The organism is Paraburkholderia phenoliruptrix (assembly GCF_019511605.1).
GTDB classification, from domain to species: domain Bacteria; phylum Pseudomonadota; class Gammaproteobacteria; order Burkholderiales; family Burkholderiaceae; genus Paraburkholderia; species Paraburkholderia phenoliruptrix_A.
The window spans coordinates 1-24,220 of sequence record NZ_JAEUAV010000043.1 but is presented as its reverse complement, the minus strand read 5'-3'; the positions used below and the strand labels follow the sequence as shown (position 1 = coordinate 24,220).

Annotated in this window: 19 protein-coding genes; 10 read left to right on the top strand and 9 right to left on the bottom strand. The window is 64.1% G+C overall.

What is annotated here, in order from left to right; translation table 11 throughout:
* Nucleotides 1-118: 118 nt before the first annotated feature.
* From glyQ to JNB89_RS29965, 5 genes are read left to right on the top strand one after another with little or no spacing between them, the layout of a single operon-like run.
* A complete protein-coding gene (gene glyQ, locus JNB89_RS29985) occupies nucleotides 119-1,126 on the top strand; it encodes a glycine--tRNA ligase subunit alpha (protein ID WP_013338046.1) in 1,008 nt (335 codons plus the stop codon).
* A gap of 15 nt (nucleotides 1,127-1,141) precedes the next feature.
* Entirely contained in the window at nucleotides 1,142-3,244 is a 2,103-nt protein-coding gene (glyS, locus tag JNB89_RS29980) for a glycine--tRNA ligase subunit beta (protein ID WP_220364622.1), read from the top strand.
* A gap of 10 nt (nucleotides 3,245-3,254) precedes the next feature.
* Nucleotides 3,255-3,809: a D-glycero-beta-D-manno-heptose 1,7-bisphosphate 7-phosphatase gene (gene gmhB, locus JNB89_RS29975; protein WP_218741976.1), complete on the top strand. Its 555-nt coding sequence runs from the start codon at nucleotides 3,255-3,257 to the stop codon at nucleotides 3,807-3,809.
* A 40-nt stretch (nucleotides 3,810-3,849) separates the two neighbouring features.
* Entirely contained in the window at nucleotides 3,850-4,608 is a 759-nt protein-coding gene (locus JNB89_RS29970; RefSeq protein WP_220364621.1) for a lysophospholipid acyltransferase family protein, read from the top strand.
* Nucleotides 4,609-4,652: 44 nt separating this feature from the next.
* A complete protein-coding gene (locus JNB89_RS29965; protein WP_013338042.1) occupies nucleotides 4,653-5,540 on the top strand; it encodes a M48 family metallopeptidase in 888 nt (295 codons plus the stop codon).
* 111 nt (nucleotides 5,541-5,651) lie between these two features.
* Here JNB89_RS29965 and gloA read toward each other — a convergent pair whose 3' ends face one another.
* Together gloA and JNB89_RS29955 are read right to left on the bottom strand one after the other, a co-directional pair.
* Nucleotides 5,652-6,038 (bottom strand): lactoylglutathione lyase, encoded by a 387-nt coding sequence (gene gloA, locus JNB89_RS29960; RefSeq protein WP_218741977.1) that lies wholly within the window; start codon nucleotides 6,036-6,038, stop codon nucleotides 5,652-5,654.
* 114 nt (nucleotides 6,039-6,152) lie between these two features.
* Nucleotides 6,153-7,265 carry a porin gene (locus JNB89_RS29955; RefSeq protein ID WP_220364620.1) on the bottom strand — a complete coding sequence of 371 codons (1,113 nt, stop codon included), beginning with the start codon at nucleotides 7,263-7,265 and terminating at the stop codon, nucleotides 6,153-6,155.
* A 341-nt stretch (nucleotides 7,266-7,606) separates the two neighbouring features.
* Between JNB89_RS29955 and JNB89_RS29950 the strand changes: the two genes are divergently transcribed.
* A complete protein-coding gene (locus tag JNB89_RS29950; RefSeq protein WP_220364619.1) occupies nucleotides 7,607-8,542 on the top strand; it encodes a DMT family transporter in 936 nt (311 codons plus the stop codon).
* A 32-nt stretch (nucleotides 8,543-8,574) separates the two neighbouring features.
* Here JNB89_RS29950 and rsmA read toward each other — a convergent pair whose 3' ends face one another.
* From rsmA to JNB89_RS29930, 4 genes are all read right to left on the bottom strand, one after another.
* On the bottom strand, nucleotides 8,575-9,405 hold the full coding sequence (gene rsmA / locus JNB89_RS29945; protein WP_220364618.1) for a 16S rRNA (adenine(1518)-N(6)/adenine(1519)-N(6))-dimethyltransferase RsmA: 831 nt from the start codon (nucleotides 9,403-9,405) through the stop codon (nucleotides 8,575-8,577).
* A gap of 153 nt (nucleotides 9,406-9,558) precedes the next feature.
* Entirely contained in the window at nucleotides 9,559-10,569 is a 1,011-nt protein-coding gene (gene pdxA, locus JNB89_RS29940; protein WP_220364617.1) for a 4-hydroxythreonine-4-phosphate dehydrogenase PdxA, read from the bottom strand.
* A gap of 5 nt (nucleotides 10,570-10,574) precedes the next feature.
* Entirely contained in the window at nucleotides 10,575-11,936 is a 1,362-nt protein-coding gene (locus tag JNB89_RS29935) for a peptidylprolyl isomerase (RefSeq protein ID WP_220364616.1), read from the bottom strand.
* Between the two features lie 67 nt (nucleotides 11,937-12,003).
* The gene (locus JNB89_RS29930; RefSeq protein WP_013338035.1) at nucleotides 12,004-14,370 is read right to left on the bottom strand and encodes an LPS-assembly protein LptD; all 2,367 of its coding nucleotides are present in this window, start codon (nucleotides 14,368-14,370) and stop codon (nucleotides 12,004-12,006) included.
* Between the two features lie 220 nt (nucleotides 14,371-14,590).
* Here JNB89_RS29930 and JNB89_RS29925 point away from each other — a divergent pair, with 220 nt between their 5' ends.
* Together JNB89_RS29925 and murU are read left to right on the top strand one after the other, a co-directional pair.
* The gene (locus JNB89_RS29925; RefSeq protein ID WP_220364615.1) at nucleotides 14,591-15,712 is read left to right on the top strand and encodes an aminoglycoside phosphotransferase family protein; all 1,122 of its coding nucleotides are present in this window, start codon (nucleotides 14,591-14,593) and stop codon (nucleotides 15,710-15,712) included.
* 9 nt (nucleotides 15,713-15,721) lie between these two features.
* Nucleotides 15,722-16,429: an N-acetylmuramate alpha-1-phosphate uridylyltransferase MurU gene (gene murU, locus JNB89_RS29920; protein ID WP_220364614.1), complete on the top strand. Its 708-nt coding sequence runs from the start codon at nucleotides 15,722-15,724 to the stop codon at nucleotides 16,427-16,429.
* Between the two features lie 28 nt (nucleotides 16,430-16,457).
* On the opposite strand, the gene JNB89_RS29915 is transcribed toward murU, so the two are convergent.
* Complete coding sequence (locus tag JNB89_RS29915) at nucleotides 16,458-18,368, bottom strand: ABCB family ABC transporter ATP-binding protein/permease (RefSeq protein ID WP_220364613.1); 1,911 nt, start codon at nucleotides 18,366-18,368, stop codon at nucleotides 16,458-16,460.
* Nucleotides 18,369-18,568: 200 nt separating this feature from the next.
* Here JNB89_RS29915 and JNB89_RS29910 point away from each other — a divergent pair, with 200 nt between their 5' ends.
* Complete coding sequence (locus JNB89_RS29910) at nucleotides 18,569-18,964, top strand: acyl-CoA thioesterase (RefSeq protein WP_220364612.1); 396 nt, start codon at nucleotides 18,569-18,571, stop codon at nucleotides 18,962-18,964.
* Nucleotides 18,965-19,003: 39 nt separating this feature from the next.
* Here JNB89_RS29910 and JNB89_RS29905 read toward each other — a convergent pair whose 3' ends face one another.
* Complete coding sequence (locus JNB89_RS29905) at nucleotides 19,004-19,924, bottom strand: LysR substrate-binding domain-containing protein (protein ID WP_220364611.1); 921 nt, start codon at nucleotides 19,922-19,924, stop codon at nucleotides 19,004-19,006.
* Between the two features lie 169 nt (nucleotides 19,925-20,093).
* Between JNB89_RS29905 and JNB89_RS29900 the strand changes: the two genes are divergently transcribed.
* Complete coding sequence (locus tag JNB89_RS29900; protein ID WP_013338029.1) at nucleotides 20,094-20,708, top strand: glutathione S-transferase; 615 nt, start codon at nucleotides 20,094-20,096, stop codon at nucleotides 20,706-20,708.
* Nucleotides 20,709-20,968: 260 nt separating this feature from the next.
* On the opposite strand, the gene JNB89_RS29895 is transcribed toward JNB89_RS29900, so the two are convergent.
* Complete coding sequence (locus JNB89_RS29895; RefSeq protein WP_220364610.1) at nucleotides 20,969-24,079, bottom strand: sensor domain-containing protein; 3,111 nt, start codon at nucleotides 24,077-24,079, stop codon at nucleotides 20,969-20,971.
* Nucleotides 24,080-24,220 lie beyond the last annotated feature (141 nt).

The following is a 24,220-nucleotide window of genomic DNA, read 5'->3' as shown; positions in this document are numbered from 1 at the left end:
CTCCAAACCCGGACACCCCCCCGCCTTTCCGTTAAAATCACGGGTTTAGCACTTTGCTCCACGGTCGCCCCGCGTGCCTCAGCGCCCGCGGCGCGGCCTCCTGCCCGAAAGGCACTTCATGCTCACGTTTCAGCAAATCATCCTGACACTGCAGTCCTATTGGGACAAGCAGGGTTGCGCGTTGCTCCAGCCGATCGACATGGAAGTCGGCGCGGGCACCTCGCACGTCCACACGTTCCTGCGCGCGGTCGGCCCGGAGCCGTGGCGCGCCGCCTACGTGCAGCCGTCGCGCCGCCCGAAAGACGGCCGCTATGGCGAGAACCCGAACCGTCTGCAGCACTACTACCAGTACCAGGTTGTGCTCAAGCCCGCGCCGGAAAATATCCTCGACCTGTACCTCGGCTCTCTCGAAGCGCTCGGCTTCGACCTGCAGCAGAACGACGTGCGCTTCGTCGAGGACGACTGGGAAAACCCCACGCTCGGCGCCTGGGGCCTCGGCTGGGAAGTGTGGCTGAACGGGATGGAAGTCACGCAGTTCACCTATTTCCAGCAGGTGGGCGGCCTGGACTGCAAGCCGGTGCTCGGCGAGATCACCTACGGTCTTGAACGCCTCGCGATGTACCTGCAAAAGGTCGAGAACGTCTACGACCTCGTCTGGACCGAGTGGGAAGAGCAAGGCCCGAACGGCCCGGAAATGCGCCGCCTCACCTATGGCGACGTGTACCACCAGAACGAAGTCGAACAGTCCACGTACAACTTCGAGCACGCGAACGTCGACCTGCTGTTCACGTTCTTCAACAGCTACGAAGCCGAAGCAAAGCGCATGATCGAAGCGCAGATCGCGCTGCCCGCCTATGAACTCGTGCTGAAGGCCGGCCACACGTTCAATCTGCTCGACGCGCGCGGCGCGATCTCGGTGACGGAGCGCGCGGCGTACATTGGCCGGATTCGCGCGCTGTCGCGTCTCGTCGCACAGGCTTACTACGATTCGCGCGAAAAGCTCGGCTTTCCGATGCTCGGCAATCCGGTGCACGGCGTGCCCGGCCTCACCACCGACGAGCAGGACGCCGCCAAGCCCGCGTGGGCGCCGCCGCTGAAAGTCGAACGCAAGATCGACCCGGACTGACGAGAACATCAAGAAATGACTCAACCCCATCAAGCTACCCTGCTGGTCGAACTGCTGACCGAGGAACTGCCGCCCAAAGCGCTCGCCCGTCTTGGCGACGCTTTCGCCGAAGGTATTGCCGAGCGTCTCGCGGCGCGCGACCTGATTGAAGGCGAACTGTCGTTCGAGCGTTACGCGACGCCGCGCCGGCTCGCCGTCACGGTGAAGAACGTGCGCGCTGTCGCGCCGGAAAGGCACGTGCGCGAAAAAGTGCTGCCGGTTTCCGTCGCGCTCGACAAGGACGGCCAGGCCACCGCGCCGCTCGCAAAGAAACTCGCCGCACTTGGCTTCCCCGATTTTTCGGTGAGCGATCTGGAGCGCGCGCAGGACGGTAAGGCGGAAGCTTTCTTCCTGCGCTACGCCGCGCCGGGCGCCACGCTCGCGGAGGGTCTGCAAGCGGCGCTCGACGAAACGCTGGCAAAGCTGCCCATTCCGAAGGTGATGACCTATCAGCGCCCGGACGGCTCGAACGTGCAGTTCGTGCGCCCGGCGCATCGCCTGACCGCGCTGCACGGCGAACGCGTCGTGCCGGTGAGCGCGCTCGGCATCGACGCAGACGACACCACGCTCGGCCATCGCTTTCTGTCCGAAGGCTTCGTGCAGATCCAGCACGCCGATGCGTACGTGGACACGCTGATGCACAAAGGCCGCGTCGTACCGAATTTCGCGGATCGCAAGGAAACCATCCGCACGCATCTGCTCGCGCACGCTGACGGCGACCAGGTGGTGATGCCCGAATCGCTGCTTGACGAAGTGACGTCGCTGGTCGAATGGCCGGTGGTTTATTCGTGCCGCTTCGAGGACGAGTTCCTGCAAGTGCCGCAGGAATGTCTGATCCTGACGATGCAGACCAACCAGAAATACTTCGCGCTGACCGATGCGAACGGCAAACTGCGCTCGCGTTTTCTGATCGTGTCGAACATCGAAACGGCGACGCCCGGCGACATTATCGAAGGCAACGAGCGTGTGGTGCGCCCGCGTCTCGCAGACGCCAAGTTCTTCTTCGAACAGGACAAGAAAAAGCCGCTCGCCGAGCGCGTACCGCTGCTCGCGAACGTGGTGTATCACAACAAGCTGGGCTCGGCGCTGCAACGCGTGGAGCGGCTCGAAGGGCTGGCGGGCGCAATCGCGGCTCTGATTGGTGCCGACGTGACGCTCGCCAAGCGTGCCGCGCGTCTGGCCAAGGCCGATCTGATCACCGACATGGTCGGCGAATTCCCCGAGCTGCAAGGCACGATGGGCACGTATTACGCGCGCCACGACGGCGAGCCGGAAGAAGTCGCGCTCGCATGTTCGGAACATTATCAGCCGCGCTTTTCCGGCGACGCATTGCCGGCTACCGCAACCGGCATGGTGGTCGCGCTCGCCGACAAGCTGGAAACGCTGGTCGGCATCTGGGGCATCGGTCTGCAACCCACCGGCGAGAAAGACCCGTTCGCGCTGCGCCGCCACGCGCTCGGCGTGCTGCGTATTCTGGTCGAGAAGCAACTGGCCGTGGACTTCGTCGAACTGCTGCGTACGGCTCACGCTCAATTCGCCGCGCTGCCGAACGTCACCGATTCGACACAAGCCATCTACGAATTCAGCATGGACCGCCTGCGCGGTCTGCTGCGCGAACGCGGCCATGCGCCGGGCGAAATCGACGCAGTGCTGGCGCTCGAGCCCACGCGTCTTGACGACATCGTCGCGCGCCTCGTTGCGGTGCGCGAGTTCGCCGCGTTGCCGGAAGCCGCGTCGCTCGCGGCCGCCAACAAGCGCATCTCGAACATTCTGAAGAAGTCGGACAGCGCAACCGCGAGCGGCGGCGTACAGCCCGCGCTCTTCGTCGAAGCGGCGGAGAAGGCCCTGCACGCGCAGCTCGAACAGGTCGCGCCGCGCGTGCAGTCGCAACTCGCCGCGCGCGACTACACGGGCGCGCTCACTGCGCTCGCCGCGCTGCGCGAACCCGTCGACACGTTCTTTAACGACGTGATGGTCAACGCGGAAGATCCGGCGTTGCGCGCGAATCGTCTGGCCCTGCTCGGCGCGCTGCATCAGCAGATGAATTGCGTCGCGGACATTTCCCGCCTCGCCGCCTGAGCCGCTCGCCATGCCGACCAAGAAAGTAGTGATCCTCGATCGCGACGGCGTGATCAACGTCGATTCCGACGCGTTCATCAAGTCGCCGGACGAATGGGTCGCGCTGCCGGGCTCGCTCGAAGCGATCGCGCGCCTGAGCCAGGCCGGCTATCGCGTCGCGATCGCGACGAATCAGTCGGGCATCGGCCGGGGCCTGTTCGACATGAACGCGCTGAACGCAATGCATCTGAAGATGCATCGCATGGCGGCGGCCGTCGGCGGACGCATCGACGCGGTATTCTTTTGCCCGCACACGGCTGAAGATCACTGCGAATGCCGCAAGCCGAAGCCCGGCATGCTGAAGATGATCAACGAGCGCTTCGAGGTCGATCCGGAGAATACGCCGGTGGTCGGCGACGCGATGCGCGATCTGCAAGCGGGCGCGGCACTCGGCCATCCGGTGCATCTGGTACTGACCGGCAAGGGCCGCAAGACGCTCGCGGCCGGCGGCCTGCCGGAAGGCACGGTCGTGCATGACGATCTGCGCGCATTCGTGCTCGACTTGCTCGCCGACGCCCAGGAATGACGCGCACCGCGCGCGTCCTCAACCCATACAGACCACGCCGATGCGCTTAATCCGTTCCTTGCTGCTGTTGATCTACTTCGTGCTGTTCACGGTGCCCTACGCGATTGCCTGCTTCATCGCGTTTCCGTTCATGCGCGCCGATAAGCGCTACTGGATGGCGGCCGGCTGGTGCCGCGTCACGCTGATGGTGGCGCGTTGGCTCAATGGCATCCGCTACACGATTCAAGGCATGGAGAATCTGCCCGACGGTCCGGCCGTGCTGCTCTCCAAGCATCAGTCGGCATGGGAAACGCTCGCGTTTCCCGCACTGATGCCGCGGCCGCTGTGCTATGTGTTCAAGCGCGAACTGCTGTACGTGCCGTTTTTCGGCTGGGCGCTCGGCCTTCTGAAGATGGTTCACATCGACCGCAAGGAAGGCAAGTACGCGTTCGAGTCGGTCATCAGGCAAGGCAAGGCGCGCATGGGGGAAGGCGCCTGGGTCATCATGTTTCCGGAAGGCACGCGTACGCCCACCGGCAAGCAGGGCAAGTACAAGACGGGCGGCGCACGCTTCGCGATAGCCACTGGTGCGCCGGTCGTGCCGATCGCGCACAACGCCGGACGTGTGTGGCCTCGCAACTCGTTTCTCAAATATGCGGGTATAGTCACAGTGTCGATCGGCAAGCCGATTCAGACAACGGGGCTCACGCCCGATGAAGTGAACACGCGCGTCGAACAGTGGATCGAAGCTGAAATGCGTCGTATCGATCCCGCTGCGTATCGCGCGGCGGAAAGCGGTTCCGCCGCCGCACCAATCTGACGCGCCCACGCCCTCGAAGGCGTAACAGCGCGAAGCCGAATCCGATGCAGAAGTCTCCTACGCCACAGCCCGCTGCGGCGCTCGATAACCGGCAACTCGATCTCCCGCTCTTTGCCGAGCCGGGGTCGACGTCGTCGTCCCCTTCCCCGTCCGCGCCCAGCGCCTCGACTCAAGGCGAGCAGCCTGCCGTGCCGCTCGCACCGGACGGCAGCAAGCTGCGCAGCCTCACCATTGGTTCACGCACGCTGCATTACGCGCTCAAGCGTTCGGCGCGCCGCTCGATTGGCTTTGCCATCGACAGCACCGGACTCACGATCACCGCGCCGCGCTGGGTCACGCTCGCCGACATTGAAACCGCGATCACGGAAAAGCAACGCTGGATTTTCGCGAAGCTGATTGAATGGCAAACGCGTGTCGAACAGCGTGCGCTGCCGAAGGTGGACTGGAAAGACGGCGCGCAAGTGCCCTATCTCGGCCAGCCGGTGCGCGTGAAATTAGGCTCGCCGCAAGGCACGCTCGCGTTCAGCGCGCAAGATTGCGCGCTGCAAGTGCCGCTGCCTTTGCAAGCCGACCCGCAGCAGATCAAGGACCGTGTGCAAGGCTGGTTGCAGGGCGAGGCGAAGCGTCTGTTCGGCGAGCGCCTTGCTATTTATGCCGAGAAACTGGGCGTCAACTATCGCGCGTATGCGCTTTCGTCGGCCGCCACGCGCTGGGGCAGTTGTTCGAGCGACGGCAAGATCCGCCTCAACTGGCGGCTGATTCACTTTCCGCTTTCCATCATCGACTACGTGGTCGCGCACGAGCTTGCGCATCTGCGGGAAATGAACCATAGCCCGCGCTTCTGGCAAACGGTGGAATCGATCTTTCCGGAGTTCCGCGAGGCGCGGCAGACGCTGAAGTCGCATCCGCCGGAGTTGCTGCCGACGTTATAGTCGTGCGCGGCGCGGGCTCTGCCGCGGCGAAACCGCGTCACTGCCCGCGCGCCGCGCCATGCCGCGATTCCGACATGGCACGGCGTGCGGCTTAATCACTCACGCCCGCGTTTATTTCTTCTTCTGGATGAACTCGATCTTGTAGCCGTCAGGATCGGTCACGAATGCGATCACGGTCGTGCCGTGCTTCATCGGCCCGGCTTCGCGCACCACTGTGCCGCCTTGGGTCTTGATCTTCTCGCAGGCCGCATAGGCGTCTTCTACCTCGACGGCCAGATGTCCGAAGCCGGTGCCGAGGTCATACGACGGCGTGTCCCAGTTATGCGTCAATTCGATGACGGTGCCGTCGCGCTCGTCCGTGTAGCCGACGAATGCCAGCGTGAACTTCCCTTCCGGATAATCTTCGCGGCGCAGTAACTTCATGCCGAGCAGTTCGGTGTAGAACGCGATCGAACGGTCCAGGTCGCCGACCCGGAGCATGGTGTGAAGCAGGCGCATCGTGTACTCCCTGTTGCTTGATGTATGTCGAGAGCGTAAATGTACCCCGATTCGACCGCCACTGCAGGCGGCGAGGCGCTCACAGAGGGCGCGTGAAGTGCCCGTCGTCGCGCTTCAGAACTGATGCCGCAGCCCTGCCATCAAGCCGATTTGCGAGCCCTTTTGCGCGAGCCCGACGCCGTTCACGCCTTGCAGTTGCGCGCCGATCAGATCGCCGCGATACAGCGAATAGTCGCCCTCGACGTAGACGTCCGTGCGCTTTGACAGCGCGTAGTCGGCCACGAGCTGGTATTGCCATGCAGAGCCGTCTTTTGCGGCGGTCTTGCCGTCCTGCAATGTCCGCCAAACGTTCGCCGCGAAGTGCCACGCGTTGCCGACCCGCTGCGTGATGCCGCCCATGAACATGCGCCGCCGCGAGAAATCCGTGTATTTGAGCGCGGCAAGCACAGGTGCCGTGAAGGGTCCGTTGGCGAAGCTGGAGAAGCCCGCGTCGGCGCGATTGACGATATAGCCGAGCGAAAAGCGCGTCTTGTCCCACGTGTAGGAGCCGCCGAAGGTCCACGCCTTTGCCGACGCGCCGTTGACCGAGTCTTTCGACTCCTCATACGCGCCGCCGACGGTAAACGGTCCGCCCGCAGGCGCATAAGCCGCCGCCGCGCCGATCTGGCTGCCGTACGAGTTGCCCGCGTTGCCGCCGAACGCATAGCCCGCCGCAAAGCTCAAGCCGTCGTACTTCGCCTGATACTGCACCTGGTTGCTGGTCCAGATGCCGCCTGTCATCGTCACTTCGGGCTGGAAGCTGAAGTCGTACGGAATCCACGGATTGCTGCCGTAACCGGCTACCGTGATCCCTTCGATCATGACGTTGTACTGACGGCCGAGAATCACCTGGCCGTAGGAATTCGAGCGCACGCCGATCTGCGCTTCGTTGAAAAACGGCAAGGTCGGATCGCTCTGCCCACTGTTGATGTAAATGCGATTCTCGAGCTTGAAGAACGTCGACCAGCCGCCGCCCAGATCCTCCAAGCCCTTCAGGCCCCAGCGGCTTTGCGTCATGCCGCCCGTGCCGAGGCCGAGCGACGAATCGCCGGCCCTGTTGGCGTGAGTCAGATAGCGCACACTTTCGTCGACCACGCCGTAGAGCGTCACGCTGGACTGCGCGTGCGCCGCCGGCCAGCCGAGCGACATCAACGCCACGGCGGCCGCGCCTTTGCTCAGAGTCTTCATCTGCTCTCCTCATAGCGGGTCCGCTTCGCGCGGATAGAGTCTGGCTGTTGACGCGGGCATTGCCGGCTGGCGGGGGCTTCCTACGGAAGCTCGGAACCTTCGACGCCTACGCGCATGAATGTACCGACAGAACTTCCGTCGAACCTTAGCGCGAAACCGTCATGGCAAGAAATAGGTGTTGCGCAGGCGTTGCGCGGCGTGCGTCAGATCTGCAAATGACTTGCGACTTGCAAGAAGCACGCGTAGGCGATGGGGCGATCGGCTGGACAGACGAGCGGGTTTGCTATCGTACGCACTGCGCCGTTCAACCTGTCTCGCCTCGAGCCATACACATTGCCCCCATGAGCACCACTGCCCTGCCTGCGCGTCGCGCCCCCGATGGTTTCGCCGTTCTGCTGATGGTCGGCTTGTGCGCGATCTGGGGCTTCCAGCAAGTGGCGATCAAGACCACCAATGCGGCGCTGCCGCCGCTCTTTCAGGCGGGCTTGCGCTCCACCATCGCAGCGCTGCTGGTGTGGGGATGGGCTCGCTCGCGCGGCACGCCGCTGTTTCGCGACGACGGCACGCTCGGCGCCGGCCTGCTGGCGGGCATACTGTTCGCGGCGGAGTTCGTATGCATCTTCCTCGGGCTCACGCTGACCAGTGCGTCGCGCATGGCGGTGTTTCTCTACACCGCGCCGTGCTTCACGGCGCTCGGCCTGCACTGGTTCGTCGAAGGCGAGCGGATGCGGCCGCTTCAATGGCTCGGCATCGTGGTGGCGTTCGCCGGCATGACGCTCGCTTTCGCGGATGGCTTCCTGCACGGCGCGGCGGTCCGCGGCTCGTCGCTGGCGGGCGTGGCCGGCGACGCGCTCGGCGTGCTGGCGGGTATCGCATGGGCCGCGACAACGGTGGTGGTGCGGGCGACCCGGCTTGCGCATTCGAGCGCGAGCAAGACGCTCTTCTATCAACTCACGGTGTCCGCTGTGGTGCTGCTCGCGCTGGCCCTCGCACTCGGCGACGCGCACGTCGACGCGCTCACGCCGCTCGTGGTCGCGAGCCTCGCGTACCAGGCCGTGGTGGTGGCGTTCGTCAGCTATTTGCTGTGGTTCTGGCTGCTCACGCGCTACGTCGCGTCGCGGCTGTCGGTATTCTCGTTTCTGACGCCGCTTTTCGGCGTGACCTTCGGCGTGCTGCTGCTCGGCGAGTCGTTCAGCCTGCGCTTTCTAATGGCAGCAGCGCTGGTGCTGACGGGCATCGCGCTCGTCAATGCGCCGGGCAAGCGTACGGCAAGCTAGCGCGAAAGTCGGCCAAGGGCGGCGGCACGCGCTCAGCCTTTCGCGGCCACGAGCTGCGCCACGCGCACGTATTCAGCCACCGGCACGTCTTCGGCGCGGCGCTGCAGATCGAAGCCGATCGCGTCGAAATCCACCTTATCGCGCAATGCGGCGAGCGTATTGCGCAGCATCTTGCGCCGCTGCGAGAAGGCGGCGGTCACCACTTCACCGAGCACACGTTCGTCGACCGGCGCGAGTTCGTGCGGCGCATACGGAATCATCCGCACGATGGCCGAATCGACTTTCGGCGGCGGCTGGAATGCCTCGGGCGGCACGTCGAGCTGCTTGTCGATCACATAGCGATACTGCAGCATCACCGAAAGACGGCTGAACGCCTTTGTGCCGGGCTCGGCCACCATCCGCTCGACAACTTCGTTTTGCAGCATGAAGTGCTGATCAATAACGCGGTGTGCGAACGACGTGAGGTGAAACAGCAGCGGGCTCGAAATGTTGTACGGCAGATTGCCGACAATGCGCAGCGACGGCGCGTCGCCAGGAGCCGCGAGCGAGCCGAAGTCGAACGCGAGCGCGTCGCCCGCGTGCAGCTCGAGCAGAGCGCCGAATCTGTTTTTCAGACGTCCGATCAGATCGCGGTCCAGTTCGACGGCGTGCAGCGGCACCTCGGGCGTGGCGAGACGCTCGATCAACGGCTCGGTGAGCGCGCCGAGGCCCGGCCCGATTTCGACCATGCGCTCGCCGCGCTGCGGCCGGATCACGTCGACGATCGAATCGATCACGCCCATGTCGACCAGAAAGTTCTGACCGAAACGCTTGCGCGCGATATGACCTTGGTGTCGGCCTTGCTGCTGTCTGCTGGTGGACATCGGAAAAACGTTAAAGAGTGAGAACTGCTTGAAAAAGACCACGCGCGAGGCTGCTGGTACTACGCTGAATCACCGAGGCGGAATCAGCAACGCCAGATCGCCAGGCTTAAGTGAGCCACGCTGAATGACGAGCGCGGCGTCAACAGCGTTGCCTCAACCCGCGCGGCGATGTTGTGCCATGGAAACCGCCGTGTCGATCGCGGCGATCAGGCTGCCCGCGTCGGCGCGGCCGGTGCCCGCGAGATCCAGCGCGGTTCCATGATCGACCGAAGTGCGGATGATCGGCAAGCCCAGCGTAACGTTAATGCCTTCGCCGAATGTTGCGTATTTCAGCACCGGCAAGCCTTGATCGTGGAACATGGCGAGCACGCAGTCGGCTTCGTCCAGATAGCGCGGCTGAAACAGCGTGTCGGCCGGGTAAGGACCGCGCGCGTCAATGCCTTCACCGTTAGCGAGCTTGAGCGCCGGCGAGATGACGTCGATTTCCTCGCGGCCCAGATAGCCGTTTTCGCCCGCGTGCGGGTTGAGCCCCGTTACCAGAATGCGCGGCGCGGGCAGGCCGAAGTGATGCCGCAAGTCGTGATCGACAATGCGCAGCGTTTGGACGAGCCCCTCGATGGAAAGCGCGGCAGACACGTCCTTGAGCGGCAGATGGGTGGTGGCGAGCGCGACGCGCAGTGGACGCTTGCCGGTGCCCGCCAGCATCATGACCACGCGCGGCGTGTGTGTGCGTTCCGCCAGATATTCGGTGTGGCCGGTAAAGGGCACGCCGGCGTCGTTGATCGTGCTTTTTTGCAGCGGCGCGGTGACGATTGCGTCGAAAGTGCCGGCCATTGCGCCGTCTATCGCGCTGTCCAGCAAGTCGAGCACGTAGCGCCCATTGGCGGCGTTCAGCGTGCCCGCGACTGCCGGCGCGCCAAGCGGCCGATGCTGCACCTGAATCCGCTTGCCGTCCGCCACCAGCGCATTCCAGTCCACGCCCACTGCCCGCGCGCGTTCCGCGAGAAGCGCCGCGTCGCCCAGCACCGTGAAGTGCGCGCCGGGCCAGTGCGTTGCCGCGCCGGCCAGCGCTTGCACCGTGAGCTCAGGACCGACGCCGGCCGGCTCGCCGGTGGTGATCGCGATCTGCAACGGCAAGCTGGCGGACGAGGCGGCGCTGTTCATGACGGTTACTGAATGCTCGACAGGTCAGGCTTCACTTCGACATAAGCGGTGTCGCGCAGTTCGCGCAGCCAGTCGGCGTAAGCCTGCTCCGCCTTGCGCTGACCGATGGCCTGGCGCGCGAGGTCCATTTGCTGGGCGATGGAGCCTTGCGCCTCGCGGCGCTCCAGCACCTGAATCAGGTGATAACCGTATTCGCTGCGCACCGGGTCGCTGATCTGGCCGTCCTGCAGCGTGTTCATCGCACGCTCGAATTCAGGCACCGTTTCGCCGGGGCTGATCCAGCCGAGGTCGCCGCCTTGCGACGACGAACCGTCTTGCGAATAGGTGTGAGCGAACTTCGCGAAGTCGCCGCCCGCGGCGATTTCCCGCTTGATTTCGAGCAGTTTCTGACGCGCTTGCGGCTCGGACATGCCGTCGCCCACGCGCAGCAGGATGTGACGCACATGCGTTTGCATGAGCTTCGGTGCGTCCGAACTGGTGCCCTGACCGGTGCGGCGGTCAACCAGACGCACGATTTCAAAGCCGTCGTTGGTGCGGATGACTTCCGGATTGACCTGCCCCGGACGCAGCGACGAAGCCGCCTTCACGAACTCAGGCGGCAGCTTCGACGGCGACGCGTAGCCCATGTCGCCGCCCTTGCCCGCATCCGGCGCCTGCGAATTCGACTTCGCCAGCTTTTCGAAGTTGGCGCCGCCCTTTGCTTCGGCGAGCAACGCGTCGGCCTTCTTCTGCGCCGCCTCGATATCCGTTTGCGGCGCGTTCAACGGCGCCTTCAGGAAAATGTGCTGCATGTGCAGGTCGCTCGTCGCGCCGGCATTCGGGCCGCGCTGGCTCGCAATGTAGTTCGCGACTTCGGCGTCCGACACCGTGACCTTGCTGTCCACTTCCTTCTCGCGCAGACGCGAAAGCGTGAGCTCGGTGCGCGCGTCGCTCGTGAACGTGGCCCAAGGCACGCCTTGCGCCTCGATACGCGCGCGGTACGTGTCGAGCGACATGTTATTGGCCTGGGCGAGCCGCTCGAGCGTTTTCTGCACAGCCGCGTCGTCGATATTGATGCCGACTTCCTTTGCCTTCTGCAACTGGATGCGCTCCAGCACCATCTGGTTGAGCACCTGCTGACGCAACTGGTCGGCCGGCGGAACGGGCGCGTTCTGCTGGTTCAGGCGCCGGGCAATCAGGCCCACGCGCTCGTCGAGCTCGCGCCGCGTGATGACACCGTTGTTGACCACGGCGGCAATCGTGTCGACAGTCTGGCCGCGGTTGCCGGCGAGCGCCTGCGCCTGTACCGGCGCGACCGACACGAAAGACGCCACGGCGGCAAGACCTGCCGCGAGCGTTGCCAAGCGAAGCTTTTTCATGATTGCCACAGATACTCCAATGATGTCGGGCACGCCTGGCCCGTCTTTTCGCATTCGATGAATGACCGGGCGAGCGTCATTCGTAATTGATGAACCGCGATTCCGGCGGCGGCGGTGGCGGCAGCGGCGTATAGCCCGCCACGCTGCTGCGGAACGCGGCAATCAGCCCGTTGTCGACGCTCGACAAACCCTTGAACGTCAACTGCGCGAGAAAGCGGGTGCTCGACTGGTGCTGCCCCGAAGTGTTCAGCCCGTTCGCGTAGCGTTGAATACCCGCGCCGAGCGTCCAGCAGTCGGCGTCGTACTGCAGACCGACGAGTCCGTCGACAATCCGATGCCCGCCAAGATCGTAGTTGAACCGGCCCACCCCGAACACCCGGTGCGCTAGCGGCCATTGCCCCGAAATCAGTACCTGGTTGATAGGCTGGTTGTCGAGTGTGGTGTTCGCGCGCGTGTAACGATAGGCGACGTTGAGCACCTTGCCGCTGGCCGGACTGAACCCGAAACCCACGCTCGTCTTGACCAGCTGGTTGTTGTCCGCATTATATTGGAACGCAGTTTCCGAGGCGAAACCGGCCCCCAGTTTGACCGACGCACCCACGATCAGATCGGAATGCGTGGCCTGCGTGCTCGTCTGATTCGGCAGCAGCGTGACGCGCTGATCCTGAAAGTAGTACTGCTGCGCAATCACGAAGCGCGCGCGCTCGTCGCCCGTTGCCGGGTTGATAAAGCGCGTGGTGATCGCGGCCGTCAGCCGGTTCGCGTCCGCGATACGGTCGTTGCCGACGAACGTGTTCGGCGTGAAGATTTCCGCGAGACCGAAGTCGGACTCGGCGGTATCGAAGAGCGGCGCGGAAGCCTGATTGCGATACGGCGTGTACACGTAGTACAGGCGCGGCTCCAGCGTCTGGATGTAATCCTCGCCGAAGAGGCGCACCGAGCGGTCGAAGATGAGCCCGGTGTCGAACGTCAGCGTAGGAATGGATTCGGTGAAATTCTTCGGCGTACCAACGGGCACGTCGTTGCTGATGTTGCGCAGGTTGTACGACGCGAAGTGCCACTGCACCTTCGGCGTGACGAAGTAGCCCGGCCCCACCACGGGGTACGAGATGTACGGGTTGAACATCACCCGCTGACCTTCGGTCATGTCTGCCGTGGTGATGCGGAAGTTCGTGTAGTCCGCTTCGGTGCCGAAGTCGAAGCCGCCCACGTTGTACTTCGTGTACTTCACGTTCAATTGCGGCTCGCGGCCATACGGCGCGATGGAAGGCGCGAGCGTCTGCCAGTGCTGCTCGCGCGCGAGCACGGACCACGGGCCGTTGTTATAGGTCAACCCCGCTTCCTGCTGATACAGGAGCTGGGTGCCGTTCATGAACTGATTGACCGACGACGACAGGTCTTCCGGATACGTGTTGTCCGAAACCTTGTTGTAGTAAATGTAGCCGCCGAACCCGTTGCCGAAGTTCTGGTTGTGCTGGATATACAGCGCGTAGCGGTTGGTCTTTGTCAGCCGGTCGTTAGGCAGGAATTCGCCGGTAATCGAGCCCGAATAGGTGGGCGACAGATACCGGAACGAAGTCTGCAACTGCACACCGCGCTTGGAAATCAGACGCGGCGTGAACGTAAGATCGCGATTCGGCGCGATGTTGAAGTAATACGGCACCGAGAGTTCGAAGCCGTTCGTCGAACTGAGCGAAAAGGTGGGCGGCAGAAGACCGCTGCGCCGCTCGCCCGACAACGGAAAAGACAGCCACGGCGACGCGAACACCGGCAGGCCCTGGAAGAACAGCACGCTGTTGTAGGCCACGCCTTCGTCGGCGCCGGTGTCGAAATCGAACTCGCTGCCTTTGATGTACCACGCCGGATTGTCCGCGCACGCGCAGGCCGTGTAGGTGCCCTTCGTGAACACCGAGCGCTCGTTGTCGAGCAGATCCACGCGCTCCGCGCTGCCCGAGCCGCCCGTCACGTTGAAGTGATACTTGGGCGCCGTCATGAAACCTTCGCTGGAATCCACGCGCAAGTGCGCTTCGGGCCCGGCAAACGTCGTACCGTTGTTGTTCACGTGGACCTGGCCGTAAGCATCGGCCATGTCCGTGTCCTGATCGTAATGCAGCGCGTCGGCCTTGATTACCACCGTATTGCGGCGCACTTCCGCTGCGCCCTTGACGGCCATGTCCTGGTCCGTCGTGCCGTTGGTCGAGTCGCCGAGCACGAAGGTGGCCGGCTTCTGCCCGGGCTGCAACACATGGTCTTCGAGCTGCGGTGCAAGCCGCATGCCCCACGGCGGGTCGATCGGCTGCGGCTGCGCGGCCTCGCCGACCAGTTGGGCGTGAGCAAGCGCGGGCACGAGGCCCGGAACGGCGATTAACGCCGCGACGAGCCGCCTTTTGCGCGGCATCGCGGCACAAGAGGGATTCGTTTGGGAAAGCTGTCTAGGCGGCATGTATCATTTGGCGAATCGGCCCGTCCGTCAGCTTTGCAGTCACGATCCACCGCCTGCACACCACGACCGTGACAGTCGGCTGCACATCAATATTTACAATCTCCGAACGGTGAGGCGGGCGGTAAAGCGGAATACGCGAAAGCTGGCGTGAGTCGCGTCAAAAAAGTCGTGGGGTATTATATGGCAAGACGTTGCCCCTCTGAATTTGCCGCCGGTTTTCATGACGCTGCCTCCTTCCCAAGACTTCACATCCCCTCTCGGCGACAGCCGCCTCGCACAGCTTACGGCCTGGCTGCAAAGCCATGCGCAGCGCTACGCGCTTGACCTCGGCACGCTCGCGCCGGCTTCGTCCGACGCCAGTTTTCGCCGCTATTTCCGGCTTGCCGGTAAGGCGGCGCAAGGCGAAAACCTCGGCACGCTGATCGCCGTGGACGCCCCGCCGCCCGAAAAATGCCGCGAGTTCGTGCAGGTCGCCGGCTTGCTCGAGGCTGCCGGCGTGCATGTGCCGCGCATTCTGGAGGTGGATTTCGACGCGGGCCTGATGCTCGTCACCGACCTCGGCACCGCGTCGTACCTCGGCGCGCTCACCGCCGCGCAACAGAACGACGACTCGCGCCGCGCGCGCACGCTGATGCGCGACGCGCTCGACGCACTGATCCGCTGGCAGCGCGCGTCGCGTGAAGACGTGCTGCCGCCCTTTGACGAACCGTTCCTGCGCCGCGAGATGGAGTTGATGCCCGAGTGGTTCATCGGCACGCACCTCACCCGCGAAGTGGACGAGAGCATGCGCGGCGTGCTGGATCGCACCTTCGCGCTGCTGATTGCCAGCGCCCGAGCCCAGCCGCAAGTGTTCATGCTGCGCGATTTCATGCCGCGCAATCTGATGGTGATGGAAACGGCGAGCGCAACGGCCGGCGAAGCCAACGCGGCAAAGCAGGCCAACCCGGGCGTGCTCGACTTCCAGGACGCGGTGTACGGCCCGATCACTTACGACGTCGCCTCGCTGCTGCGCGACGCCTTTCTCAGTTGGGACGAAGAGTTCGAGCTGGACTGCTTCGTGTACTACTGGGAGCGCGCGAGAAAAGCCGGCCTGCCCGTCGACGCCGATTTCGGCGAGTTCTACCGTCAGATCGAATGGATGGGTCTGCAACGGCACATCAAGGTACTGGGCCTTTTCTGCCGCATCAATTATCGCGACAGCAAGCCGCATTACATGAACGACTTGCCGCGCTTTATCGGCTATGCGCGCAAAGTGGCCGAACGTTACGCGCCGCTGCGTCCGTTCGCGAAACTGCTCGACGATCTCGAAGGCCGTGCGAACGAAGTTGGCTACACGTTCTGAACAATCACAATGTCCCTGAAAAAAGCGATGATTTTCGCCGCGGGCCGTGGCGAGCGCATGCGTCCGCTGACCGACACGCGTCCCAAGCCCTTGCTCGAAGCCGGCGGCAAGCCGCTCATCGTCTGGCAGATCGAGCGGCTCGCGCGCGCGGGATTTCAGACCATCGTCATCAATCACGCCTGGCTCGGCGAGCAGATTGAAGCCGCGCTCGGCGACGGTTCGCGCTGGAACGTCGAGTTGCGCTATTCGCCCGAGCATGAAGCGCTGGAAACCGCCGGCGGCATCGTGCAGGCGCTGCCGCTCCTCGAAAACGAAGGTTCGGGCGAAGTGTTCGTTGCGGTAAGCGGCGACGTGTACGCGGATTTCGATTACGCCTCTTTGCAAGGCCGCGCCGAAACCTTGAAGAACTTGCCCGAACCCGGCATGCACCTCGTGATGGTGCCGAATCCGCCGTTCCATCCGGACGGAGACTTTGCGCTCACCGGCAATGTTCTATCGCTCGACGCCGGGGCGCGCTTCACGTTCGGCAACATCGGGCTCTACGACACGCGCATGTTCCGCGATCTGCCGCGCGGCACACGGCGCGCGCTGACGCCGTACTACCGCGAAACGATCGCGCGCGGCCTCGCAAGCGGCGAGCTATATGAGGGCTTGTGGGAAAACGTCGGCACGCCCGCTCAGCTCGAAGAACTCGACAGGCGTTTGCGCGCAGGCTGAGCGCCGCGACGCGGCCCTACAGAAGCGCTCAACGCGCGGGCAAGTCCGCGCTGTCCGGCATGACTGCCGTGCCGGCGCTGTCCGCTGCTTGCGACGCCTCGGCCGCGCGTTGCTGCTGCAGCGCCCACATCTGCGCGAACAGGCCATTCGCGCGCAACAGCTCCGCATGTGTGCCGCGTTCGACAATCCGCCCCTTGTCCATCACGATGATCTGCTGAGCGTGCACGACGGTGGACAGCCGGTGCGCGATGATGAGCGTCGTGCGTTCGCGCGCGATCTGATCGAGTTCGTGCTGGATCGCGCGCTCCGAACGCGAATCGAGCGCCGAGGTCGCCTCGTCGAACAGCAGAATGGGCGGATTCTTCAGGATAGTCCGCGCAATGGCTACGCGCTGCTTCTCGCCGCCCGAGAGCTTCAGGCCGCGCTCGCCGACCGGCGTGTCGTAGCCCCTGGGCAGCCCCTCGATGAACTCGTGAATATGTGCGGCGCGCGCCGCCGCGATCACTTCCTCGCGCGTGGCCGATGGCCTTCCATAGGCGATGTTGTAGTAGATCGAATCGTTAAAGAGCACCGTGTCCTGCGGAACGATGCCAATCGACGCGCGCAGCGAGGCCTGCGCTACGTCGCGAATGTCCTGACCGTCGATGGTAATTGCGCCGCCAGTCGCGCGATCCAGATCGTAGAAGCGGAACATGAGCCGCGCGAGCGTCGACTTGCCCGAGCCGCTATGCCCGACCACCGCGGTCGTGGTGCCGGCGGGAATCGTGAAACTCACGTCGTGAAGAATCTGACGCGCCGGCTCGTACGAAAAGTTCACGTGTTCAAAGCGCACCTGTGCGCCGCTCACCTGCAGCGCGGGCGCATCCGGCACGTCGGGCACTTCCTGCGCGGCGCCGAGCAGCGTGAACATGCGGTCCATGTCGGTGAGACTCTGCTTGAGTTCGCGATACACCACGCCGAGAAAATTGAGCGGAATATAAAGCTGCAACATGAACGTGTTGATCAGCACGAGATCGCCGAGAGTAAGGCGCCCGGCCATCACGCCCTGGGTTGCGCGCCACAGAATGAATACGAGCCCCGCGCCGATAATCGCCTGCTGCCCGAAATTCAGCGCCGACAGCGAGCGTTGCGACTTGATTGCGGCCGTGCGATAGCGCTTCAGGTTTTCGTCGTAGCGGCTCGCTTCCCACTCTTCATTGCCGAAGTACTTGACCGTCTCGTAGTTCAGCAGCGAGTCGATTGCACGCGAGTTCGCCTTCGAGTCGAGATCGTTCATCGTGCGGCGAAAATGCGTGCGCCATTCGGTCACCTTCACCGTGAAGACGATGTACACGGCCAGCGCCACGAACGTGACCACCGCGTAATACGCCTCGTATTTGACGACGAAAAAGCCCAGCACGAGCCCCACTTCGACGAGCGTCGGCAGAATGCTGTACAGCGAATACGAAATGAGCTGGGTGATGCCGCGCGTGCCGCGTTCGATGTCGCGCGACATGCCGCCGGTTTGCCGCTCGAGATGAAAACGCAACGACAGACCATGCAGATGCCGGAACACCTTGAGCGCGAGTTGGCGCACGGCGCTCTCGGTGACTTTGGAAAAGAGGATCTCGCGCAGCTCGGTAAAGAGCGACGTGGAAAGCCGCACCACCGCATACGCGACCACCAGCAGGCCGACTCCGCCGAGCAGCACGATGCCCGGCGAATCGTGAGTGCGGCCGAGCGCAGTGAGATGCTGCACCGACGCGAGGCTGTCGACGATGCGCTTCATCACGATCGGCACGCCGAGGTTGGCGATTTTCGCGCCGATCAGGCAGCTCAGCGCGAAGACCACGCGCCATTTGTACGTGGCGAGATACGGCAACAGCGACACGATGGTCTGCCAGTCGTTGCGCGGCTGAGTGGAAATGGGCGAGGGTTCGGACGGAAGCGAGCGGCGCATGGGTTCGGGTGGGGAGGAGGTGGAATGCCGGAGCTTGCGGCAGTCGCACCGAGCGCAGCACGTGCGGGCGCACTTGCCCGCACACTGCTGGTCGCGCAACCTCGCGAGGCGCTTTCCCGTACAATTCCTGATCTTTGTATTGTCGCAGAAGCTGGCTCACGCCGCTTTTGCCGGCTAATTGGCATTTCCAGGGCAACCCGATGACCGACCTTTTCCAACTCCCGCAGAAACCTTGCGCGCTGCGCGTCATGCCCCAACCGGCAGACGCCAATATTCACGGCGACGTGTTCGGCGGCTGGATCATGGCGCAAGTCGACATTGCGGGCTCGATTCCGGCAAGCCGCCGCGCGAACGGACGCGTTGCGACCATCGCGGTCAATTCGTTCCTGTTCAAGCAGCCGGTGTTCGTCGGCGATTTGCTGAGCTTTTATGCGGACATCGTAAAAACGGGCAATACGTCCATCACCGTTTCGGTCGAGGTCTACGCGCAGCGTATGAGCCTCGCGCAAGACATCGTGAAGGTGACGGAGGCCACGCTGACCTACGTCGCCACCGACAGCGACCGCCGCCCGCGCGCGCTGCCCGCGCTCGACTGAACGACGCCCGCGGCCCGCGCCGCGCGCTTCATTGCGGCACTACTGATCCGTCAGCGCCGCGTTCGCTCGTAGATACGCGTCGACCTCGGCCTTGAGCCACTGCGCGAAATGCGCCTGCTGCGCGCTGAGCGTTTCGCGCTGCTGCCACACGAGCCAGTACGGGTAGCGATAAGGCACGCGCACCGTCGTAATCTGCACCAGCTCGCCACGAGCGAGCGCGTGCGCCACAAGACTGCGCCGCTCGAGCGCGACACCCTGGCCGAGCAACGCCGCGCCGATCACCACATTCGAATCGTTCGCCGACAACACCACGCGCGCGGCAGCCGGTTGCGCGACCTGAGCGGTTGCGCACCAGTCGGCCCACGGCGCGTCGGGACTCGACAGCAGCGGACACTCGATCACCTCTTCGGCCGTGACGGGAAAGCGGCCATCTGGCGCGAGCGCGAAATGCGGCGCGGCGACCACGATCATTTCATCGTCGAATAGCTTTTGCTGGGCGACGTCGGGCCAATGGCCCTGCCCCATGCGAATGCCGATATCACTCCCGCCGTGACGCAAGTCCTCGAGCTGCAAGCTCGTCACGAGGCGAACCCGGTAATACGGATGCGCTTGCCGGAAGCCCGGCAAACGCGGCACGAGCCAATGCTGCGCGAACGACGGCAAGGTCGCGATCACCAGTTCGCTCTCGTGCGGACGCGCGAGCACACGGCGCGTGGCCTGTGTGATGTCGCGCAGCGCGGCGCGAACCTCGAGCGCGTAGAAGCGCCCTTCCTCCGTCGGCCGCAGACCGCGCGCCTCGCGCACGAAGAGCGCGACGCCCAGCGTCTCCTCGAGCACCCTGATTTGCTGGCTCACTGCCGAATGCGTGACGTGCAGTTCGCGGGCGGCCTGCGTCACGCCGCCAAGGCGTGCGACGGCCTCGAAGCAGCGCAACGCGGTCAACGGTGGAATGGTCTTCATGTAAGGGATTCTGACGTAAATCGTCGAATAATTTCGCTTTTTCTCGCGCGCGAGGATGCTTAACCTATTGCCCTGAGGTGTGCGCTGCCGGACCGTATGGTGTCGGCGGCCGACACCGGAGCGGCGGCCAGTGCCGGCGCATCATGATAGAACTTCTAACGGAAAACACATGAAACTGATCGGAATGCTCGACTCACCGTACGTTCGCCGGGTCGCCATCTGCATGAAAATGCTCAACCTGGACTTTGAGCATGCGCCGATTTCGGTGTTCAGCACCTACGACCAGTTCGCGGCCATCAACCCGGTCGTGAAGGCGCCGACGCTCGTCGCGGCCAATGGCAAGACCGTGATGGACTCGACGGTGATCCTGCACTACCTCGCGTCGCTCGCGGGCCCGGAGCAGCGGCTATTCCCGTCGCGCCCCGACGACTGCCTGCGCGCCGCGCGTCTGACCGGGCTTGCGCTCGCCGCTTGTGACAAAACCGTGCAGATCGTCTATGAGCGCAATCTACGGCCGGCCGACAAGCAGCATGAACCGTGGATGGAGCGCGTGCGCGGGCAATTGCTCGCGGCGTATAACGAACTGGAGCAGGAAGCGGCAGCGGCGCCGCTGCCGACTCGCGGGGAGGATTTCGGCGCAGCGGAGGTCACGCTCGCGGTCGCCTGGAATTTCACGCAGATGATGCTGCCGCAGATCGTCAGCGCGAGCGCGCATCCGCATTTGCAGGCGTTTTCGGCGGCGGCGGAACAGTTGCCGGTTTTCGTGAGCACGCCGGCGGTGTGAACCGCACGCGGCGGCCGGCGCGCGAGCGGATTGCCAGCCAGGAGGCAGCGCGCGGCAAGCGCCGGGGAATACACCTCCGGAGGCGGCTCGCGGCACGGCTACAAGCGTGCGGCTCGCAGCACGGGCCGAGCATCCGCCGCCACGAGGCAACGCCCCGTGGCCTTCCTGGGGCCTTCTCGTGGCCTTCTCTTGGCCTTCCCGTGGCCTTCTCGTGGCGTCGCCTTCGTAGCCATCTCGCGGCCGCCCGGCCCGCCGCGGTTTCACGCGAGCGCCGCCTCGCGCGCGGTGCCGCCCTTCATCAGTTCGGAAATGGCGTCCGTGGACAAAGGCTTCGCGAAGTAGAAGCCTTGCATCTCGTCGCACGCGCGCTCTTTCAGGAAGTCCAATTGCGCCGAGGTCTCCACGCCCTCTGCAATCACCTGCAGCTTCAGCGAATGCGCGAGCGCGATGATCGCCGAGGTAATGGTCTCGTCGTCGCCTGAAATGCCGATGTCGGACACGAACGAGCGGTCGATCTTCAGCCGGTCCACCGGAAAACGCTTCAGATAGCTAAGGCTCGAATAGCCGGTGCCGAAGTCGTCGATTGCAAGGCCGATGCCGAGCGCGCTCAGTTCGTTGAGCATGGATACGGCTTCTTCCGCGTTGCGCATGATCGCGCTTTCGGTCAGTTCCAGTTCCAGGTATTGCGGTTCGAGACCGGTTTCGTCGAGCACCTGCATGACGAGCCGCGCGATGTCGCGCTGCTGGAACACTCGCGCCGACAGGTTCACCGAAACGCGCGCCGGCGGCAAGCCCAGGTTCTGCCACGCCTTGTTCTGACGGCAGGCTTCACGCAGCACCCACTCCGACAGCGGCCCGATCAGCCCGCTTTCCTCGGCGACCGGAATGAACGACGACGGAGGCACCAGCCCGCCTTCGGGGTCATGCCAGCGCACCAGCGCCTCGGTGCCGACAATCTGTCCGGTGTGAATGTCCACTTGCGGCTGATAGTGCAGCAGGAACTGATTGTCCCGAAGCGCACGCCGCAGACGCCTCTCCAGGTTCAGTCGCGCGCCCGCGCTCGCGTTCATCTCCGGCTGATAGAACTGGAACGTGTTGCGGCCCATGTCCTTCGCGCGATACATCGCGAGGTCGGCCTTTTTCATCAGCGTTTCCGCGTCGTCGCCGTCTTGCGGGAAAAGGCTCGCGCCCATGCTGCAGCCCACATACAGCTCGGTGCCGTCGAGCCAGACCGGCTCCGAAACCGACGCGCGCACGCGCTCCATCCATGCAATCAGCGACTGTTCGTCGACGGTATCGGTCATCACGATCACGAACTCGTCGCCGCCGTGGCGCGCGACCGTATCGCTCGTGCGGGTGCAACGCGCGAGCCGCTCGGCGACCACGCCGAGCAGCCTGTCGCCCACGCTGTGGCCGAGGCTGTCGTTGACGTTCTTGAAACCGTCGAGGTCCATGAACACCACCGCGACGCCCTTGTGCTGCCTCTGCGCGACGATCAGCGCATGCTGCAGGCGGTCGCGCAGCAGGTTGCGGTTCGGCAGGCGCGTGAGGCTGTCGTAGTTGGCCTGGTATTCGAGCTGTTCCTGATAGCGCATCAGGTCGGTCACGTCGTTGATCACGCCGATGTGGTGCGTGATCACGCCCTCGGCGTTCGGCACCGGCGCAATGAAGAGCTGATTCCAGAACAGCGCGCCGTCCTTGCGATAGTTGCGCACCACCGCGCTCACCTCGCGATTGGCGGCGAGCGCCTCGCGGATCAGCGCGACGCCTTCCTGCTCGCGATCGTCGCGTTGCAGTACGCGGCAGTCGTGGCCGATCACCTCGGCGGGATCGTAGCCCGTAATACGCATGAAGGCCGGATTCACGTATTCGATCAGATTGCCAGCCGGCGAAGGCGCGGTGATCAGGATCGCGTTCACGCTTGCATCCAGCGCGCGGCTTTGCAGGCGCAGTGCGAGATCCGCCCGCTTGCGTTCGGTAATGTCCGTGTAGGAGCCGAGCACGCCGATCACCCGGCCCTCGCCGTCGGTAAACGGCAGCTTGCTCGTGACCGTGGTGCGGTGTACACCGTCGATCACCACGTCGACTTCGAAGCTCATCTTCGGCACGCCCGTCTCGACCACTTCCCGGTCGTGCGCGTTCAGCAGCTCGGCGAACGCGCGCCACGGCATGTCCGCGTCGCTCTTGCCGACCACCTGCTCCGGGTACGCCAACCCCGCGTCGCGCGCAAACGCCATGTTGCAGCCCAGATAGCGCGACTCCAGGTCCTTCCAGAAAATGCGCTGCGGAATATTGTCGATCACCGTTTCGAGCATCTGGTTGGAGCGCTGCGCCTCCGCTTCGGCGTTGATCTGTTCGGTCACGTCGTCGGCGAGCACAAAAAACGCTGCGCGGCCCATGAAGTTCAGCGCGTGATACGAGATGTCCGCGCTGATCAGCGAACCGTCCTTGCGCCGGTGATGCCAGATGCCCGCCATCGTGCGGCCAGGCTGCGCGCTGTCGGAGCGCTGCAGATGCGACTCGAGCCGTGCGATCTCGCTGTTTGGCCGGATCGCGCGAATCGTCATGTCGAGAAACTCGCTCTCCGAATAACCATACTGCTGGATCGCAGCCGAATTGACCGCGAGAAAGCGCAGCGTTTCGCGGTCGAAGATATACATGGGCACCGGATGATCGTCGAACAGGCTGCGAAAACGCTCGTCATTGCGGCCAAGCGCGCGCACGCTGTGCAGCTTCTTGCGCGCGCTGCTTTCCCGTGCGCCGAAGGTGAAAAGCAGAAGCATGCTGCCCGCGAGCATGGTCAGGATCAGGAGAACGGTGGCGTGCCGCCGCTGTTTCGACGACGCGGCAAGCGCCAGGTCCAGCGCGCGGTTCTCGGCGGCGCGTAGCGCGGCTACGCCCGCCTCGACGCGTTGCAGCCCCAGTCCCACATGCATGTAGGACGCCGCGGCCCACGCACGCGAGGCCGCCGGGTCCTGGGCGTCGCGCGCGAGCAGTGCATCGTCGATGTCGCGTTGCAGCGCGTCGCGGTCCGTGCCGAGTTGGGCCAGCGTAGCGAGCATGGCCGGCTCGGCGGCCAGTTCGTCGCGCAACGCGCTCTCGAGGCTCGCGAGTGTCGTGCTCATCGTCGTGGCGGCGTCGACGGGCGCCGCTTTGCCCGAAGCCTCGAAGCGGGCGAGCGCGGCAAGGCCGCCGTCGAGCGCCGACTGATAGGCGTCGAGGCTCTGGCGAACACGCGTCGAATGCAGCATGCGGGCGTCGGCCTCGTGCTGGCCGGCAATCTGCAAGCCGGCGACGAACGCATTTGCGCCAAGCGCGACAGCCACGACCGCTATGTTGATCAGCAGCCGCTTCGAGATGAATGGAGTCATGGGTTCCGAACGTCGATCGTTCTTCGGGCGGGAGCGCGAGGCCGCTTGCGATGCACCCGGCAGCATCGATGCGAGTCTTTTACGCGCCAACCTATGGATAACGGCAGCGTTCGGGCGGGGTTTAGGGCTGTCTCTTATACA

Coding starts and splice junctions, on each gene's coding strand:
- glyQ (WP_013338046.1), top strand. CDS start 119: ATGCTCACGTTTCAGCAAATCATCCTGACACTGCAGTCCTATTGGGAC.
- glyS (WP_220364622.1), top strand. CDS start 1,142: ATGACTCAACCCCATCAAGCTACCCTGCTGGTCGAACTGCTGACCGAG.
- gmhB (WP_218741976.1), top strand. CDS start 3,255: ATGCCGACCAAGAAAGTAGTGATCCTCGATCGCGACGGCGTGATCAAC.
- JNB89_RS29970 (WP_220364621.1), top strand. CDS start 3,850: ATGCGCTTAATCCGTTCCTTGCTGCTGTTGATCTACTTCGTGCTGTTC.
- JNB89_RS29965 (WP_013338042.1), top strand. CDS start 4,653: ATGCAGAAGTCTCCTACGCCACAGCCCGCTGCGGCGCTCGATAACCGG.
- gloA (WP_218741977.1), bottom strand. CDS start 6,038: ATGCGCCTGCTTCACACCATGCTCCGGGTCGGCGACCTGGACCGTTCG.
- JNB89_RS29955 (WP_220364620.1), bottom strand. CDS start 7,265: ATGAAGACTCTGAGCAAAGGCGCGGCCGCCGTGGCGTTGATGTCGCTC.
- JNB89_RS29950 (WP_220364619.1), top strand. CDS start 7,607: ATGAGCACCACTGCCCTGCCTGCGCGTCGCGCCCCCGATGGTTTCGCC.
- rsmA (WP_220364618.1), bottom strand. CDS start 9,405: ATGTCCACCAGCAGACAGCAGCAAGGCCGACACCAAGGTCATATCGCG.
- pdxA (WP_220364617.1), bottom strand. CDS start 10,569: ATGAACAGCGCCGCCTCGTCCGCCAGCTTGCCGTTGCAGATCGCGATC.
- JNB89_RS29930 (WP_013338035.1), bottom strand. CDS start 14,370: ATGCCGCCTAGACAGCTTTCCCAAACGAATCCCTCTTGTGCCGCGATG.
- JNB89_RS29925 (WP_220364615.1), top strand. CDS start 14,591: ATGACGCTGCCTCCTTCCCAAGACTTCACATCCCCTCTCGGCGACAGC.
- murU (WP_220364614.1), top strand. CDS start 15,722: ATGTCCCTGAAAAAAGCGATGATTTTCGCCGCGGGCCGTGGCGAGCGC.
- JNB89_RS29915 (WP_220364613.1), bottom strand. CDS start 18,368: ATGCGCCGCTCGCTTCCGTCCGAACCCTCGCCCATTTCCACTCAGCCG.
- JNB89_RS29910 (WP_220364612.1), top strand. CDS start 18,569: ATGACCGACCTTTTCCAACTCCCGCAGAAACCTTGCGCGCTGCGCGTC.
- JNB89_RS29905 (WP_220364611.1), bottom strand. CDS start 19,924: ATGAAGACCATTCCACCGTTGACCGCGTTGCGCTGCTTCGAGGCCGTC.
- JNB89_RS29900 (WP_013338029.1), top strand. CDS start 20,094: ATGAAACTGATCGGAATGCTCGACTCACCGTACGTTCGCCGGGTCGCC.
- JNB89_RS29895 (WP_220364610.1), bottom strand. CDS start 24,079: ATGACTCCATTCATCTCGAAGCGGCTGCTGATCAACATAGCGGTCGTG.